Raw genomic sequence first — 14,924 nt, 5'->3', positions numbered from 1 at the left:
TACTTGATTTGACACTCAGGAACTACACAGACAGAAAACCTTTCGATCTCTCTTATCCCCGAATTTTAATGATTTTTCCCCTGAAGGTAGAAATCCGGTGATAAGGGAGCACGCTTCGCTTCTTCAGGTCCTTTCTGTCTGCTTCGCTCTTGTGTCTATAATAAGTAATATGTCTGCAATCTCCGTTCCGGTGTAATCATGGGTCAAACCATATCCAACGTTACATTAAACGTGGATATAAGTAAGGGGACCGCTCTGTAGCTTGGCTTACAGAGCGGTCTTTTTGATATGGAGGAGCGATCTTGTGTGCCTTAAATTGGATTCACAGTTCCAGATAGTGTAATCTGGAGGTTAGGTGCAGATCGGTAAAAAACCATTTGAACGAGAAGGGATCGGGATGATTCAATGACGCAAAAAATCTATTATGACTCTGCTTATAGAAGAGAGTGGCATACAACAATTACAGGCAGAGTGGACAAGGAAGATGGCGTATATGTCACGCTGGCGGAGACTGCTTTTTACCCGCATGGGGGCGGACAGCCTTGTGATCTGGGACAAATTGGTGGCATCGCTGTTCTGGATGTGAACATTGAAGATGGCGAAGTATGGCATAAGCTGGAACGCACCCCTGAAGAGACTGAGGTACATTGTGAGATTGACTGGGAGCGCAGATTCGATCATATGCAGCAGCATACGGGTCAGCATTTGTTATCGGCAATCACGCTAAAGCTTACTGAAGCGATGACACTCAGTTTCCATCTTGGTACGGAGTATGACACGATTGATGTGGCTACGGCTGAACTGGGAGCGAATCAATTAACCGCCATTGAACAAGAAGTGAATCGTCAGATCTATCGTAACGCTCGCATCAACACGTCTTGGGTTACAGCAGAAGAAGCTGCACAGTTACCATTGGTGAAGCAACCTACGGTAACGGAAGACATTCGCATCGTCGAGATCGAGGGTGTGGAGTATAACGCCTGCGGTGGAACGCATGTGTCGGCGACAGGTGAGATTGGGATCATCAAACTGTTGAAAACTGAAAAAGTGAAGGGCGGTACCCGCATTTATTTCAAATGTGGAACAAGGGCTCTAAATGAATTCACAGCTACACAAAACGTGCTCAATAGCATTATGGTTAAATTAAAGACCAGCAAGGACGAGTTATTGGAGCGCATTGAGAAAATGGAGCTGGAGCAAAAGCAGCTGCAAACTGAGCTGAATGCAGTGAAAACAACGAACGATGCCTATTATGCGGAGGAACTTCTGGCCGCTCGGCAAGGGCTGGTGATTGCTCAGGTCTTTGAAGATAAATCGCTCAAGGATATGCAGAGCCTGGCTACGAAGCTGACGGCAGACCATGAGGGGCTTGTACTCTTTGCCAGTATCTCAGAGGCCAAAGTAGTTCTGGCACAGAACGGACAGCCGCCCGAATGGGCTTGTGGACCTTTCTTTAAAGGCAATCTTGGAGCATACCAAGGCAAAGGTGGCGGCAGTGAAAAGATAGCTCAGGCAGGCTTTGCCAGCAGTGAAGATGCGCTTGCCTTTTACGAATTTACCAAGGACCAGTTGGGACATCACTGATTGCATCTTACGATATAAGACCGACAGCATTTAAATATGAAGTAAGGGACAAGCACGTCACATTGTGGCGTGTTTTCCATTGCCAATAGTTGAAGGAGGTTGGAATATGACAGAACGAATTCCGTGTATACGGGAAGGGTGTGCAAATACCATTTTACCAGCAACAGCGTTGAAAACGGGTGGTTATTGCATGCCTTGCAAGCAGGAGATGGAACGCGAGGAGCGTCAGAGATACATTGAAGCGAATCGACGTGACGTGAACTTGTATGCAGGTATCACAGACCCAGTCGAAATTTTGAAAATCATGCACAAACCTCAGGTTCGCGATCCACTAATTCGTTATACGCCCTATGAACAATCCAAGGAACAGGTATATCTATCTTTGTCTGTAGAGCAACAAGATCAGATGAAGGATTACGCGATGCAACGGATTTGTACAGGTGATGAAGATACGGGCAAAGACATTCTGGTATATCTGGTCTGCTACCATGATATATCGTTGACTGCCGAAATTCCTGAGCTGCTGGAACAGGAGATCTATTATCCTGCCATTTTGTATAAAAGTGCCTCGGGTGAGGTTCGTGATCATCTCTTGCAGCAGGTGAACACCGATGATGAGAATCGGAACCACATATTGCTCATGCTGGCCCATATCGGTGATGATGTTGTTGTGCAGCAGTTCCGGCAGTGGAGACAATCTCCTCCATCTTGGGCGAACGAGTTATACGTGGCACCTGAGCATTACACCACTGAAGCTGGTTGGGAGCTTACAAAAGACGGGCAGCGCAGGGAATTATTCATCACCCCAAGTTATTCACTCTATAAAGTAAAAGAGAATGAAGGACCTAACGTGGAGTTAACCGGAAATTCACTCTCGATGCTGAACCCTAGCACCAATTGCTGTCCATGGTGTGGCAATGCGTTAACCACCTTAATTAGTCTGGATGTTAAGCATCCAGCATTGAATGACGTTTCTTGGCATGCTCAGCAACTTCAGATACGGACTTGCGTGATATGCAGCAGTTACGGTGTGGTTTACATGGAGATGGACGCGGCAGGGGAACCGTTATGGAGTTCACATAATGTCATGCCTGCGGGAATGGACGAGATTGACCTGGACGACTATGGTAAACTTGCACCGGATGTTGGCCAGCAGTTTTGGATTGCGAATGCATCGCGTCATGCATTCCATGCCAGTGAGTGGGCGATGGAGCCATCGTTATCTCAGGTCGGCGGCCATCCGGGATGGGTTCAAGATGCGGAGTACCCAACATGTCCACGCTGTTCCACGAGAATGAAGGCTGTCGCACAACTGGACTGGGGCGAGGTTGAGAAATATGGTGAGGGTATGTATTACATGTTCATATGTGAGCCGTGTCAGATGACCGCCGTATCGTATCAGCAATCTTGATGGTGGAAGCTAGTAGAAGCTATTATAAGCAGTCATTTTATTATAATAATATTACACCGCTGTTAAGGTTGGAATGACAGTAGTAGACAGACTATAACCAAGGGGCATCCCGAAGTTCTTGGAACTTCATGGGATGCCCCTTTGCCCTGCGTAGGATGGATGTGAGATATCTTTGCTACAGCCAGTCGTTTATGCTATTTATTTAGCCGCCAGAGTGAGAATGGGTTGTTTTTTCTACGTGCAGAGGCCGCTTGTCGTACTCACACAGTCTAACGAACCTAGCACGTCTTATTGGGTGAATTTGCAGCAGTATAAAATTCTAACGAATCGTAGCCACGTTATTGCTTCTATTGTCATGGTTTTTCGAAGAAAATCGAAGGGGGTTTCTGTAATAAGACTGCTGAGATTCGTTAGAATTTCATATGTTTTTAAAACTGCGATATAAGGTGTGTCCGATTCGTTAGCGCTTGGCCCAAACCCAAACCCAAACCCAAACCCAAACCCAAACCCAAAACTAAACTCACCCCATATACACCAACCGCACATTACCACCTAAGTTACTACTGCGGTGTATGTGCCTCTTCACTACACCCGTCTACAAGTCCGCAGATGCCTGCTTCAGCAATCCCGCCAGCCATTCATAATCAGGCGTATCTTTTTCCTTGAGTTTGATCGTTTTTCGTTCTTCCGGGCCTTCAAATATCCCATCGGGGAGATCAAGTCCAGTTGCATTGAAGATGGTGAAGGACATGGCTTGTTTGGATGGCGAGATGACCGCAGCGTACTTTCCGTTTTTCAAAAAATGAGGTTTTTTGTATTGCACGCGTTCTTGTACGTCAGGGATGGTATCATGCACCCACTGGCGCAATTGTTCAGCGACTTGTACTTGCCAGGGGATCTGAATCTGTTCAATAAACGCAGTAACTTCCGCATTCTTGGTCATACTTGTTCACCCTCCGTATGGATCTGATTGTGTGTTTCCCATTCTGGTCTTAGGATTCCCATCATTAAACGGTCGTAACGCTTACCATCACGAAATACAGCTGAGCGTGCCCGACCTTCCAACTGAAAACCAACCTTCTCATAGGAACGGATTGCTTTGGCATTGTAGGCGATGACATCAAGGCCAACCCGGTCCAGATTCATCTCATGAAACGCATATCGTAAAATAAGATTCAACGCTTCCGTGCCATATCCCTTGTTGCGATGTTTGGCAAGTCCGATGCCAATGGCAAGCTGTCCGCAGCGGTTGTTCCATTCAATACTGTGAATGACGACAAAACCAATCAGCGTATCCTCTTCATGCGTGCGCAGTCTGAAGTAAACTTCCTTGTTCTTCGTTTCGCCCTCATCTTCCAACTGTTTCTCTGAATAGGGAATGGCCAGATCAGTATCCACATTCCGAAGGTACTCCGGGTCTTCGTTCCATTGCAGCATGGTCTGCACGTCTTCAGCACGTGGGGGAGTCATTTTTAATCGTTTGCTATAAAACAGGTTGTCCGTAGTTAGTGTCATAGGGGTCTCCTTTAAATTAAGTTAAGCTTGCTTCACCAATAGTTCCGCGTTTAACTCTATGTATATTTCGCAATAGACCTCGCCCCTTTTGTATCTGATAGCCTCATCATACTGGAAATTACAGGTGGATCACAATAGCGTATTTCAGTGGATATAAGTAACCTCTTGTCATAAAACCTAACATGGTAGTAAGATGAAATGATTGATATACATTCAGTGATAAAACCAATAAAAATGTCGGCGGGAGTGGTACGTTATGGAGATCAAAGTGGATGATTTAAGTGGAGTACAAGTTAAGGCATTAATCGCTGAGCACTTGCAAGGGATGGCAGCGGATTCGCCCCCAGAGAGTATTCATGCGTTGAATCTGGATGGACTCAAGAAGCCCGAAATTACTTTCTGGTGTGCTTGGGAAGGGGACGACTTGCTCGGCTGCGGGGCTATCAAAGAACTTGATCCAGAGCATGCAGAGTTGAAGTCGATGCGTACCGCTTCGGCTCATCTGAGAAAAGGCGTAGCGAGAAAAATTTTGGCTCATATTATGGAGGTTGCCACAGACCGTGGTTATAAGCGAATCAGTCTGGAGACGGGTTCAATGGATTCATTTATCCCGGCAAGGAAGATGTACGAAGACTTCGGATTTGAATATTGCGAACCATTCGCAGATTATATATTGGACCCGAACAGCACGTTTATGACGAGAACAATTTAAATGGATTTACATGAGAAACCAGTATTCTTTTTTTTTACAGGACGCTGGTTTTTTAATTTTGCAACATATCGTACATTTTAAGAGATGGAAAAAGAGTAGAATAAACTCAATAATACGCATTAAAACAACGTGGCCTTGTGACGAAGAATGTGGAGGGAGTCGTACATGATTTACTGGTGGTTCGATCATATGAATCCGCTGTTTGCTGTCTTGGTGTTATGTCCCATCATTGCTGTGATGCTTGGAGTATGCAGTTATTTTGCCAATTGGTTTAGACTCTGGGTAGCGCTGGTTATATCTTTTATGCTGCCTTTGTTGTATATCGCGAGTGATCTTTCAACATGGGGTAGTAACATAGGCGCTTGGTTCATCTATGGGGCAGGGTACATTTTGCTAACCTGGATTGTACACAGATTGCTTCGTGCCATTGTGGGGTATAAAACATAGGTTATGTCCATATATGTTTGGGATGAATTGGCCATGAGGAACTTCTGGGCTGATTGATGGACAATAGGGTATACTGGACATTATGTCTATGAAACAAGACAGCATTACAGACGTTTTTTACATCAGGAGGACTTGAATTGGCTCAGACAGAAGGAACACTACAGAAGAAGCTTAAACCAAGACACATCAGTTTTATGGCTATGGGTGGTGTCATTGGAACGGGAATTTTTAAAGGCAGTGCAGAGACGATTGGACTCGCAGGTCCGGGCGTTATTGTCACGTACATTTTTGCCGGATTATTGCTGCTGGTTGTTATGGCCGCGATGGCGGAGATGGCTACGGTGTACAAGAACAAAAATATGAAAGACTTCGTGCAGGAGGCATTTGGTAGCAGAGTATCCTTTGTTATGGGATGGATGTACTGCTTTCTATGGTTATCGGTGTGTGTCATTGAGGTGATTGCCGCCGGGAGCTTTTTGCAGTATTGGTTCAGTGAAGTACCGCTGTGGATGCTGAGTCTGGCTTGTGCGGCGTTCATTATACTGGTTAATCTGTTAAGTGTAGGTGTGTTTGGGGAATTTGAGTTTTGGCTGGCCGGGATCAAAATTGCCATGATCATTATTTTTATCTTCCTGGGTGCAGGATTGATCTTTGGCATTATCCCGAGTGATAACACGCCATATCTGCAAAATTATACGCAAGCAGGCGGATTCTTCCCGAACGGATGGTCATCGATCTTCTCGGCACTGCTTGTGGTCATGTTCTCCTATGGGGGATCGGAGCTGATTGGTCTGACCCTGACCGAGACGGAAAATGCAGAAAAGGTTATGCCCAAAATCGTGGGCAATTTCATGCTCAGAATTATTCTGTTCTTCACCTTGCCGATTCTCATCATCTGTGGTCTTATCCCATGGAATGAGATCGGGCCGGAGAGCAGTCCATTTGTTCAGGTGCTTGCATCCACGGGACTGCCGGGAGCAGCACACATAATGAACTTTATTTTGGTGACTGCCGTTCTGTCTGCTGCGAATTCAGGGATCTATGGTGCATCCCGGATGATGCACTCCATGGCAGTGGGTGGGGAAGCTCCGAAGGCATTGTCACAGACGAATCGCAATGGTAGCCCTGTTAACACACTTCTGGTGTGCTCAGTAGTTTTGCTCGGAGGTTCCTTGCTTGGCCTGTTCGCGCAGGATCAACTGTTCCGCGTATTGCTCGCAGTTCCGGGGTTTGTCGTAATTCTTGTGTGGATCTGTATTGCCTCATCACAGTTGAAACTGCGGAAGAAATATCCGGTTCAACCGACCTTCAAAGTTTGGGGATTCCCTTATATAACCGGAGTTGTTGTACTATGTCTTAGTGTAATTGCGGTGATGTTTGTGTTTGATGAAGGTAATCGGTTCAGCATTAGCATCTGTCTTGCCGTGCTCGCGTTGCTGATTATATGGTCCCTGATTCGATTCAGGAAGACGAATGGACGAACAGTTTAATATGGTTGGGTAGTAGAACAAAATGACATCTCGGCGCTTGCGCCGGGGTGTTTTTTTTGTATGCACTAAGGGAACGATTTTATTTCGGAACTGGAAGATCTGTTTTTGTTATATCTAGGACAAATTAGGGGTAATACGAACTAGATAAATAAACCAACAGTCTCTACGAAATGATTTGTGTTCACTTTATAATAAAATCCCATCTGTACATATAAAACTTATAGCATTCTAAACAACAAATGTTCGTATAACAACGAAATATATTTAGAACGAGGTCTCGCATGACAACGATAAAAGTAACTCCTGAACAGTTGATATCTGTCTCGAAGCAATTTGCAGCAGCTCAGAATCAGGTTTTTCAGATGAATAACATCTTGAAACAACAGTTATTCGAAATCGAAAGACAGTGGGATGGTAGTACGAAGGAAAGGTTTTATGTTGATTTTATGGTTGCGCAGCGAGTAATGGATGACTTTGTCTCACTATCTTTATCCATCGCCAAGGAGCTTGAAGGGCATGCGGAGAAATTCAGACTTGCTGATCAGCAAGCTGTACAATCCTATGATGCGAGTTGCGTACCACTACCGCCAGATGAATGGAGGGCACCAGCAACCGACACCCGTAATGCTTTTCAGAAGTCTGCTGATAGTTTAGTCGAACTGAGACAAGCCTTTATGCAATCTGCGGATGATCGATATCAAAAGCGTTATGATAGTGTAGGTGGTTTTCTGGATTATTGGACATTTGGTATTCCAAGTGGTCTTGTTCAGGGGTATGTAGACAGGGCGGATAAAGCATTCAACTCCCCGAATGATGCTGCCAACTGGCTCACGTTTGGTATCCATGGAACGATACGGGAAGCCACCTTTCCGACCAATGCCTGGTCCAGTGAACACTGGGCGAATATGATTGGATTGGGAGGTCTAATGGTTGGTGGGGGTTATGCTTCCACGATGATCAAGCCGCATAATCTTCTGACTTCTTCGGGAGGGGGCGCGAAGATTAATTCATTCAATCGTCCGCCTGGTACAGGGCAGTTAACAGGTGGCTTTAATGGACTTCAAGATCAACGCCTTCGAATTCTGGATAACGTTGCTGAGAGTAAAAAGGCGAGAGAATCCTCTAAGTTTTCCGAGTATCTGGAGAAGGAAAAAGAGGCGGGGACAGGGGATTATCGACAAATTTCATCAGATGGTTTAAGAAATGAAATAGAACTAACAGATGCTCAGAAAACTGAATTGGTTAGTTACTCTGTAAGATTAGGTTTTCCGGAAGAGAATATAGTATTTCGAGAACATTGGAATACCGGTATGATGTATGACAGACTGTATATCAATACAGATGTTTTACCAGCAGAGTCTCTTGGAATAGGCACATTAAGTGCGAATACACGTGTTTCGGGTAGAGCTACTATAGCCCATGAGATTATTGGGCATTATGAAGCGTTTAAAAGCGGAAAAGCTTTCGAATTATATAATCTTGATGATGCAACCTATGCGCGAAATTTTGCGTTGGACGAAGCACAAGCCAGTATAAGAGCAGCGAGATTTGCCCCAGAGTTAACTTCTGTAGAGAGAATGACACTACTCAGAGATGCGATTACGAGATTGAAAAATGCAGATCTCCGTGTAAAGGATGTAAAAAACGAACTTTATATTCAACATAGATAGAAGGAGAAGGGATTGTAATTATGTATAAATTAATGAATGTTGGAGATATTTTTGAATCGTCAGAACATGGCACTATTTTAGTGGGAATCAATCCTGATCTTGATAATTTGAGCCATGATCAAATTAAAAAGCGAATAAATGATTATATTTTTGTACGAACACCTGACAATAAAGAATTTTCAATAGAAGTGGTTTCAATACAAATCTCAAGTTCGTTAATGAATAAAAAAAGCATTGGTATATGCGTTGGTAAATCAATAAGCCAATCTGAGATCCCTATTAACTCAATAGTGTATACACAAAACTCCTAATACTGTTCCAATGAACAAAGCTACCACGGCCATGATAGCGTTTTTATGTAAACCCAATATTTTCTTGCCTAATTCGACATATTCGTTTACTATTTTCCCATACATAGTGCTTCAAGCATGCGTTTTTTGGGTAGCGCCTAGTCAAAAAGGCTTGGGTTCACGGGAGAGGAAGAGGAGCGGATGATTGGTTTTTTTAGAAAACGTTTGGTTGTGCGCATTGTTGCAGTAGTTACACTGGTCATTACGATTATAGCCGTTGGTAGCATGCTGTTACAGGTGGCCAATATGAAACTAGCTGCGCAGGAGGCCATTTCGAGTTACAACATCCAGATTGCTCAGAGTTATGTGAATCAGCTGGATACAGCATCTTATGCCGAGTTTGCCAAGGACCCCAAGGAGAATGACGAATTCTTGAAGATTCGTGATGAACTGGATGACTTTCGCGTAAGCATTGGTGCAATGTATGTGTATTTCGTCAAAATAGATGACAAAGGTACGCCACTTATTATGGTGGATGGCATGAAGGATGTAAATAAAGCCTCGCCGATTAATGAAGTTACGGATGTCCCTCAGGAGGCTGTGCAGAAGCTGTTGCAGGGGCAAACAGCCAGTTCTTCGATCATTAACAATGAGGAGTATGGCGACTATATTTCCTCATACGCTCCCATGCTGGATAGTAACGGCGCTGTAACAGGTGTAATTGGGATCGATACGGCGGTATCGGTGATCGGAAGCATTGAATCGGATATTATGAAATCGAGTATCCCTTTCTATGCCTTGTTGCTACTAATTACACTTATAGGCATTGCTGTTGTCACGTGGTTTATCGTAAGAGGACTGCGGCCACTTCAACCGCTGAAGGCGAGTGTGGAAAAAATGGCACAGGGTGAGCTTGCAGAAGCGAACCAAATTTTGACGTCGTATCGTTTGCGCAGCCAAGATGAGATTGGAACAACATATCAAGCGATGATACATATGTCTGGTAACTTGAATAAGATTGTGAGTAACATGGTTGAAGGCGTAGCAGTAACCACAGATATTTTATCGGAATCAACGAAGGAATTTAATCGCAGTACCGAAGAGATGCTTGAGATGGGCAAGACGGTTGATCAATCTGTCGAACAGATTAGGCAGGGTGCACATACGCAGAAGCAGGGTGCAAGCGATAGCGCGCATGCGATGGAAGAGATCGCAAAAGGCATAACGGATATATCCGAATCCTCGATGGTTGTATCGGATGCGGCATCAAGTGCGCTTTCTACGGCGGAGTCCGGTAAACAGAGCATGACACTGATGAAAACACAGATGGAGAGCATCTCAAATGTCTCAAGTGAAGTTGTAGCGATGGTTCAGGTGCTGAACAACTACTCCCAGGAAATTGGTGGTGCCCTGCACACGGTTCGTGACTTTGCGAGTCAGACGAAGTTACTTGCGCTTAATGCATCCATAGAGGCAGCACATGCAGGAGAACACGGCAAAGGTTTTGCGGTTGTGGCGGATGAAGTTCGGAAGCTTGCTGAGGCCTCAAGCACATCCATGGAACGGATCTCCGACTTGCTGCTTCGTATTCAACAAGAATCACAGCAGATTGGCTCACAGATGGGGGTTACTGCAACCGAGATTGGACAAGGGGTTACAATTACCGCAGAAGCGGAGCAAGCTTTCGCTCATGTAGTTGACGCGTTCCAACTGGTAACCAGTCGCATTCAGGAAGTCTCCGCTGCGGCAGAGGAAATCTCGGCAGGTTCGGAAGAGGCCGCTGCCTCCGTCAATACGATCTCGCAGATCTCAGCCGGGGTGTCGGATCATTCAGATGAAATCTATCACTTAATGCGTGAACAGTCGGCCATGTTCAACAGGGTGGCACAGACCTCCACCATGCTGGAGCAGCAGACGAACGAGATGAGTGAAGCTGTACGTAAAGTTAAAGTATAGTTTGAGTAAGGTGTAGTAATAGTAACGCAAGAGATAGTCAGAAAAGTGTTCCACTTTTGGAGAAGTTGGTGTTCATCCCAAACTTCCTTCAAAGGGTGGAGCACTTTTTTAGATTTAAACTTTTAAATGATCCAGCTCTATCGCCTGTCTGAAGCGTTGGGCGAATCGCTCTGCAGCTACGGCGGACTCCTTGGACTCCGTCTGTACGAAGCCAATCTGCATTTTGGGTTGATCGATTCCAGCGATCTCTACCATCTTCACCAGACCTTCTTTCCATAAGGGATTTTGGTGAAAGGAAAAGTCGTGACCAATCGTGGCGGCAATATCGTTTCTTAACACCATGTTGATGGCTTCTGAATTATTTGTTTTAAACAGAATGGACAGAGGTCCATGATCATAGGTGAATTCCTTGATGAAGTCTTCGATGAAACCATCTCGATACAGTGCCAGCTTGTGTTCTTTTAATTGATCCGGTGTAACACGGCTGTGCTTGGCAAGTTCAGACAGGTGATGAGTACCAACTACCAGCTTGCCCGAGTACATGGGACTGAAGTGAAGTCCATCGAATTCCCGCAATTGTTTGGCGTAGATCGCGATAAAGCCAAGATGGGTTTTGTTGTTGCGAATATCCTCGATAATTTCCATGGACCCTTTCTCTTCAATGGAGATGTTAAGTTGCGGGTGCTCACGCTTCATATCCGCAGCAGACTGGACAAGATAGGGCATAACACTTGGAAAAGTTGCCACATGAAGCTCTCCGCTAAGTGAGGAGGCTTCTGCGTTCAGGGATTTTAATTCATCAATCCGCTGTAAAATATCCAGTGCCTTGGCAATGAATTGTTTGCCTTCGGGAGTGGGATGAGTTCCCTGCCGAGAGCGTTCGAATAGGATGATACCCAATTCTTTCTCCAGACGATGAACCGATTGGCTGATCGCCGATTGTGTGACATGTAGATGCTCCGAGGCGGCGGAGAATGATTTCGTTTTCGCAATTTCAACGACATATTCGAGCTGTTCCAGATTCATGATTTCATCTCCGTTTAACATTAATACAACTAATGTTAACATTAGTATCTATAAATATGAATAATACATGAACAGCGATATAATATATAGACAATCATACAAAGGGGATGAACTTCATGAAAGCAGCAGTATGGTATGCCCATAAAGACGTGCGTGTGGAAGAGCGGGAGGTTCCGGTTGCTCAAGCGGGTCAAGTCAAAATCAAAGTGGAATATGCAGGGATCTGCGGCAGTGACTTGCATGCCTATCATCATGGTGTAGGAATTCAAGAAGGCGAGAATCATCCGCTCTCAGGACAGAAAGCACCGTTGACATTGGGTCATGAATTTGCAGGAACTGTAAGTGAATTGGGAAGTAATGTAAGCGGTATCAGTGTAGGGGATCGAGTTGTGGTAGAGCCGTTGTACCATTGTGGAAAATGTGAGTACTGTATCCAGGGTCGCTATAACCAATGTACTCAATTTGGATTCGTTGGACTGAATGGTGATGGTGGTTTTGCAGAGCATGTTGTTGTTGAAGCATACATGGTTCATCCCATCCCGGATAACGTAACTTTCGAAGAAGGTGCACTTGTAGAGCCTACAGCCGTAGCCTTTCACGCGGTTCGTCACAGCAAGCTGAAAGTGGGGAACAAAGTAGCCGTATATGGAGCAGGTCCAATTGGATTATTGACCATTCTGTCTGCCAAAGCAGCAGGAGCCTCTGAAATCTATGCAGTCGATGTATTTGAGGAACGTCTGGACCTGGCAGCCAAACTGGGAGCCATTCCGGTGAACAGTGCCAAAGTCAATGCAACAGAGGTGATCTTGCAACAATCGGGCGGTATTGATGTGGCTTATGAAGCAGCAGGTGTACAACCAACGATGGATAGCGCCATTGCGGTTGTCAAAAAAGGCGGAGAAGTTGTTGTCATCGCAGCGATTCCAAATCCGCTTCAAGTGAACTTCTTCGATCTTTTGGTCAAAGAAGCGAATCTAACGGCAACGCTGGCATATCGCCACATTTTCCCTGAAGTGATTTCATTAATTGCTGAAGGGTCGCTCGATGTGAAACAGGTCATCACCAAGAAAATCAAACTGGACGACATCGTGCAGGAAGGACTTGAGCTGTTAATGAGCGACAAGAGCCATGCGAAGATTTTGGTAGAGATTGGCGGCTAAAAAATCAATAGCGATGTATCATTTCAAATGTTGATTGATCATTTATAAACGTAGAAAAGACCGTCATGAAGATGATTGGTCTTTTCTACATTTCATTCTCTGTTCGCTGATCCAGTGTTGCTGTTACCCAACACTAGGAATCATAACGGTAACATATTGCCTTGCCCCCGCTACTCTCGGAGCTGAATTCCTCATCCTCTGTAAATCCAAAACGCTCATATAAACGGATGGCATTGACCATCTGACCGCCCGTATATAAATACACCGTATTTTTGCCCATCTCCTTGGCAGAATCTACGCATTGCTGGAGCAATACTCTGGCAATCCCGTGACCTCTCCATTTTGGATCAACACCCAACAGCCGAATAAACGGATAATCGATCGGCAATTCAAAGTTTGGATAAGCCTTGTGTGCTGTTTCGAATAATTGGACTGTACCGACAATCTGATCATCAATCTTCGCGATCCATAATTGTGTCAGGTACGGATTAACCACAGACTCTCGAATATCTTTTAGGTAGGCTTCCCAGCGTTCATTTTGCTCAAAAGTCTCCCGATACTCGGCATAACTTGCAACAAGGATATCTACAATCTCTGGATGGTCTGCTTCTGTGGCAGGGTGAATCGTAACGGCAGCCGTTGTCATCTTATAATTCCTCTTCTCTTATGGGTTAAGTATGGAATATAGTTTTCTTGCATTTTACCATAACGGATTCAATCCGATTCATTCAAATTTTCTATAGGTAACTCAGTCATTTCTATAGATCGTAGCGCATCAGCGATTGAGCTGTGTGGAATACAGATGATTGCGATATTCAGTTGGCGTATTGCCTTCGTATTGCTTGAACATGCGCAGGAACAGCTTGTAGTCGGAGAAGCCGCACTGTCCGGCAATTTCTTTTACACTGGCATTGGTGTTCAGCAACAATTGTTTTGCCCGGCGAATACGTTCTGTGAGGATATAGGTTTTGAGTCCAGTACCTTTCTCGCGCTTCACCATTTTGGAGATATAGTCTTTGTTAAAATTAAAATTTTCCGCAATCTGACTCACCGTGATGTTTGTATGCAGATGAATATCGACCCACTTGCAGATATGGTCCACAATTGCATTGTGCGGGCGATAATCCGCCTCTATATTGCGCTCCAGCTCCTTGAACAACAGTAACAAAGCAGCGTCGGCTTCTTCTGGTGAGAAGGATGACACATGCAGCAACTGCTTGAATAACTGATTGGCCATGGAAGGCACCTGAATGGTGGCATGTGTTCTAAACTGGTTGAATTCTGCCGAAATGGCATCATAGTGAACCCAGTAGAAACTGACGGGTGTGTCGCTAATCTGGTAGCCGTAATGGGTGCGACCGGCGCGCAGAAACAACAGATCGTTGGCACGAACTACATATTGTTCCTCTTCTTCCGCAATGTACATCTCACCTTCCAGCATCAAAATGATCTCATGCACAGGCATGCTGCGTCTCATGTGGCTCCAGTTGCCTTCGGATATGAACTTGCCGCACAGGTAATGTTCCAGTGGCTTTTGCATAGGACGGATTTATCCACCTTTTCTTGGATTATGAGTCTGATGTAATTGTATTTTATTTGATAGTATGGGGATATTCAAGCTCTACAGTAGATTGATGAGTATTAGTCATATGGAACAGAACAC

The 14,924-nt window shown here is 44.9% G+C and carries 14 protein-coding genes; 9 read left to right on the top strand and 5 right to left on the bottom strand.

Annotated elements, in window-relative coordinates; translation table 11 throughout:
- Positions 1-405: 405 nt before the first annotated feature.
- Together C161_RS21495 and C161_RS21490 are read left to right on the top strand one after the other, a co-directional pair.
- Positions 406-1,584, top strand: a complete 1,179-nt coding sequence (locus C161_RS21495) for an alanyl-tRNA editing protein (RefSeq protein WP_036672635.1) — start codon at positions 406-408, stop codon at positions 1,582-1,584.
- 106 nt (positions 1,585-1,690) lie between these two features.
- Positions 1,691-2,995 carry a hypothetical protein gene (locus C161_RS21490; protein WP_036672634.1) on the top strand — a complete coding sequence of 435 codons (1,305 nt, stop codon included), beginning with the start codon at positions 1,691-1,693 and terminating at the stop codon, positions 2,993-2,995.
- A gap of 595 nt (positions 2,996-3,590) precedes the next feature.
- Here the strand turns inward: C161_RS21490 and C161_RS21485 are convergent.
- Entirely contained in the window at positions 3,591-3,938 is a 348-nt protein-coding gene (locus C161_RS21485; protein WP_036672632.1) for a DUF1801 domain-containing protein, read from the bottom strand.
- A complete protein-coding gene (locus tag C161_RS21480) occupies positions 3,935-4,510 on the bottom strand; it encodes a GNAT family N-acetyltransferase (RefSeq protein WP_036672630.1) in 576 nt (191 codons plus the stop codon). Before C161_RS21480 ends, C161_RS21485 begins: the two co-directional genes overlap by 4 nt.
- A 256-nt stretch (positions 4,511-4,766) precedes the next feature.
- Here C161_RS21480 and C161_RS21475 point away from each other — a divergent pair, with 256 nt between their 5' ends.
- From C161_RS21475 to C161_RS21450, 6 genes are all read left to right on the top strand, one after another.
- On the top strand, positions 4,767-5,222 hold the full coding sequence (locus C161_RS21475; RefSeq protein WP_036672628.1) for a GNAT family N-acetyltransferase: 456 nt from the start codon (positions 4,767-4,769) through the stop codon (positions 5,220-5,222).
- A gap of 165 nt (positions 5,223-5,387) precedes the next feature.
- On the top strand, positions 5,388-5,669 hold the full coding sequence (locus C161_RS21470; protein ID WP_036606188.1) for a hypothetical protein: 282 nt from the start codon (positions 5,388-5,390) through the stop codon (positions 5,667-5,669).
- 137 nt (positions 5,670-5,806) lie between these two features.
- On the top strand, positions 5,807-7,159 hold the full coding sequence (locus C161_RS21465) for an amino acid permease (protein WP_036672627.1): 1,353 nt from the start codon (positions 5,807-5,809) through the stop codon (positions 7,157-7,159).
- Positions 7,160-7,440: 281 nt separating this feature from the next.
- A complete protein-coding gene (locus tag C161_RS21460; protein WP_036672626.1) occupies positions 7,441-8,829 on the top strand; it encodes a WXG100 family type VII secretion target in 1,389 nt (462 codons plus the stop codon).
- Between the two features lie 20 nt (positions 8,830-8,849).
- Entirely contained in the window at positions 8,850-9,140 is a 291-nt protein-coding gene (locus C161_RS21455) for a hypothetical protein (protein ID WP_036672624.1), read from the top strand.
- A gap of 180 nt (positions 9,141-9,320) precedes the next feature.
- On the top strand, positions 9,321-11,075 hold the full coding sequence (locus C161_RS21450; RefSeq protein WP_036672623.1) for a methyl-accepting chemotaxis protein: 1,755 nt from the start codon (positions 9,321-9,323) through the stop codon (positions 11,073-11,075).
- 114 nt (positions 11,076-11,189) lie between these two features.
- On the opposite strand, the gene C161_RS21445 is transcribed toward C161_RS21450, so the two are convergent.
- Positions 11,190-12,101 carry a LysR family transcriptional regulator gene (locus tag C161_RS21445; protein WP_036606191.1) on the bottom strand — a complete coding sequence of 304 codons (912 nt, stop codon included), beginning with the start codon at positions 12,099-12,101 and terminating at the stop codon, positions 11,190-11,192.
- A 116-nt stretch (positions 12,102-12,217) separates the two neighbouring features.
- Here C161_RS21445 and C161_RS21440 point away from each other — a divergent pair, with 116 nt between their 5' ends.
- Positions 12,218-13,261 carry a 2,3-butanediol dehydrogenase gene (locus tag C161_RS21440; RefSeq protein WP_036672622.1) on the top strand — a complete coding sequence of 348 codons (1,044 nt, stop codon included), beginning with the start codon at positions 12,218-12,220 and terminating at the stop codon, positions 13,259-13,261.
- Between the two features lie 133 nt (positions 13,262-13,394).
- Here the strand turns inward: C161_RS21440 and C161_RS21435 are convergent, their stop codons facing one another.
- Positions 13,395-13,907 (bottom strand): GNAT family N-acetyltransferase, encoded by a 513-nt coding sequence (locus tag C161_RS21435; RefSeq protein ID WP_036672621.1) that lies wholly within the window; start codon positions 13,905-13,907, stop codon positions 13,395-13,397.
- A 129-nt stretch (positions 13,908-14,036) separates the two neighbouring features.
- The gene (locus C161_RS21430) at positions 14,037-14,801 is read right to left on the bottom strand and encodes a helix-turn-helix transcriptional regulator (RefSeq protein WP_156946146.1); all 765 of its coding nucleotides are present in this window, start codon (positions 14,799-14,801) and stop codon (positions 14,037-14,039) included.
- Positions 14,802-14,924: the final 123 nt, after the last annotated feature.

The sequence above is a fragment of the Paenibacillus sp. FSL R5-192 genome, assembly GCF_000517845.1.
Taxonomy (GTDB): domain Bacteria; phylum Bacillota; class Bacilli; order Paenibacillales; family Paenibacillaceae; genus Paenibacillus; species Paenibacillus amylolyticus.
Note: the sequence above shows the minus strand (reverse complement) of the source record. Positions and strands in the feature narration are given on the sequence as shown.

Bases quoted from the DNA above. Each gene is read 5' to 3' on its own strand.
- C161_RS21495 (WP_036672635.1), top strand. From the start codon at position 406: ATGACGCAAAAAATCTATTATGACTCTGCTTATAGAAGAGAGTGGCAT.
- C161_RS21435 (WP_036672621.1), bottom strand. From the start codon at position 13,907: ATGACAACGGCTGCCGTTACGATTCACCCTGCCACAGAAGCAGACCAT.
- C161_RS21460 (WP_036672626.1), top strand. From the start codon at position 7,441: ATGACAACGATAAAAGTAACTCCTGAACAGTTGATATCTGTCTCGAAG.
- C161_RS21430 (WP_156946146.1), bottom strand. From the start codon at position 14,801: ATGCAAAAGCCACTGGAACATTACCTGTGCGGCAAGTTCATATCCGAA.
- C161_RS21455 (WP_036672624.1), top strand. From the start codon at position 8,850: ATGTATAAATTAATGAATGTTGGAGATATTTTTGAATCGTCAGAACAT.
- C161_RS21440 (WP_036672622.1), top strand. From the start codon at position 12,218: ATGAAAGCAGCAGTATGGTATGCCCATAAAGACGTGCGTGTGGAAGAG.
- C161_RS21480 (WP_036672630.1), bottom strand. From the start codon at position 4,510: ATGACACTAACTACGGACAACCTGTTTTATAGCAAACGATTAAAAATG.
- C161_RS21470 (WP_036606188.1), top strand. From the start codon at position 5,388: ATGATTTACTGGTGGTTCGATCATATGAATCCGCTGTTTGCTGTCTTG.
- C161_RS21490 (WP_036672634.1), top strand. From the start codon at position 1,691: ATGACAGAACGAATTCCGTGTATACGGGAAGGGTGTGCAAATACCATT.
- C161_RS21445 (WP_036606191.1), bottom strand. From the start codon at position 12,101: ATGAATCTGGAACAGCTCGAATATGTCGTTGAAATTGCGAAAACGAAA.
- C161_RS21485 (WP_036672632.1), bottom strand. From the start codon at position 3,938: ATGACCAAGAATGCGGAAGTTACTGCGTTTATTGAACAGATTCAGATC.
- C161_RS21450 (WP_036672623.1), top strand. From the start codon at position 9,321: ATGATTGGTTTTTTTAGAAAACGTTTGGTTGTGCGCATTGTTGCAGTA.
- C161_RS21475 (WP_036672628.1), top strand. From the start codon at position 4,767: ATGGAGATCAAAGTGGATGATTTAAGTGGAGTACAAGTTAAGGCATTA.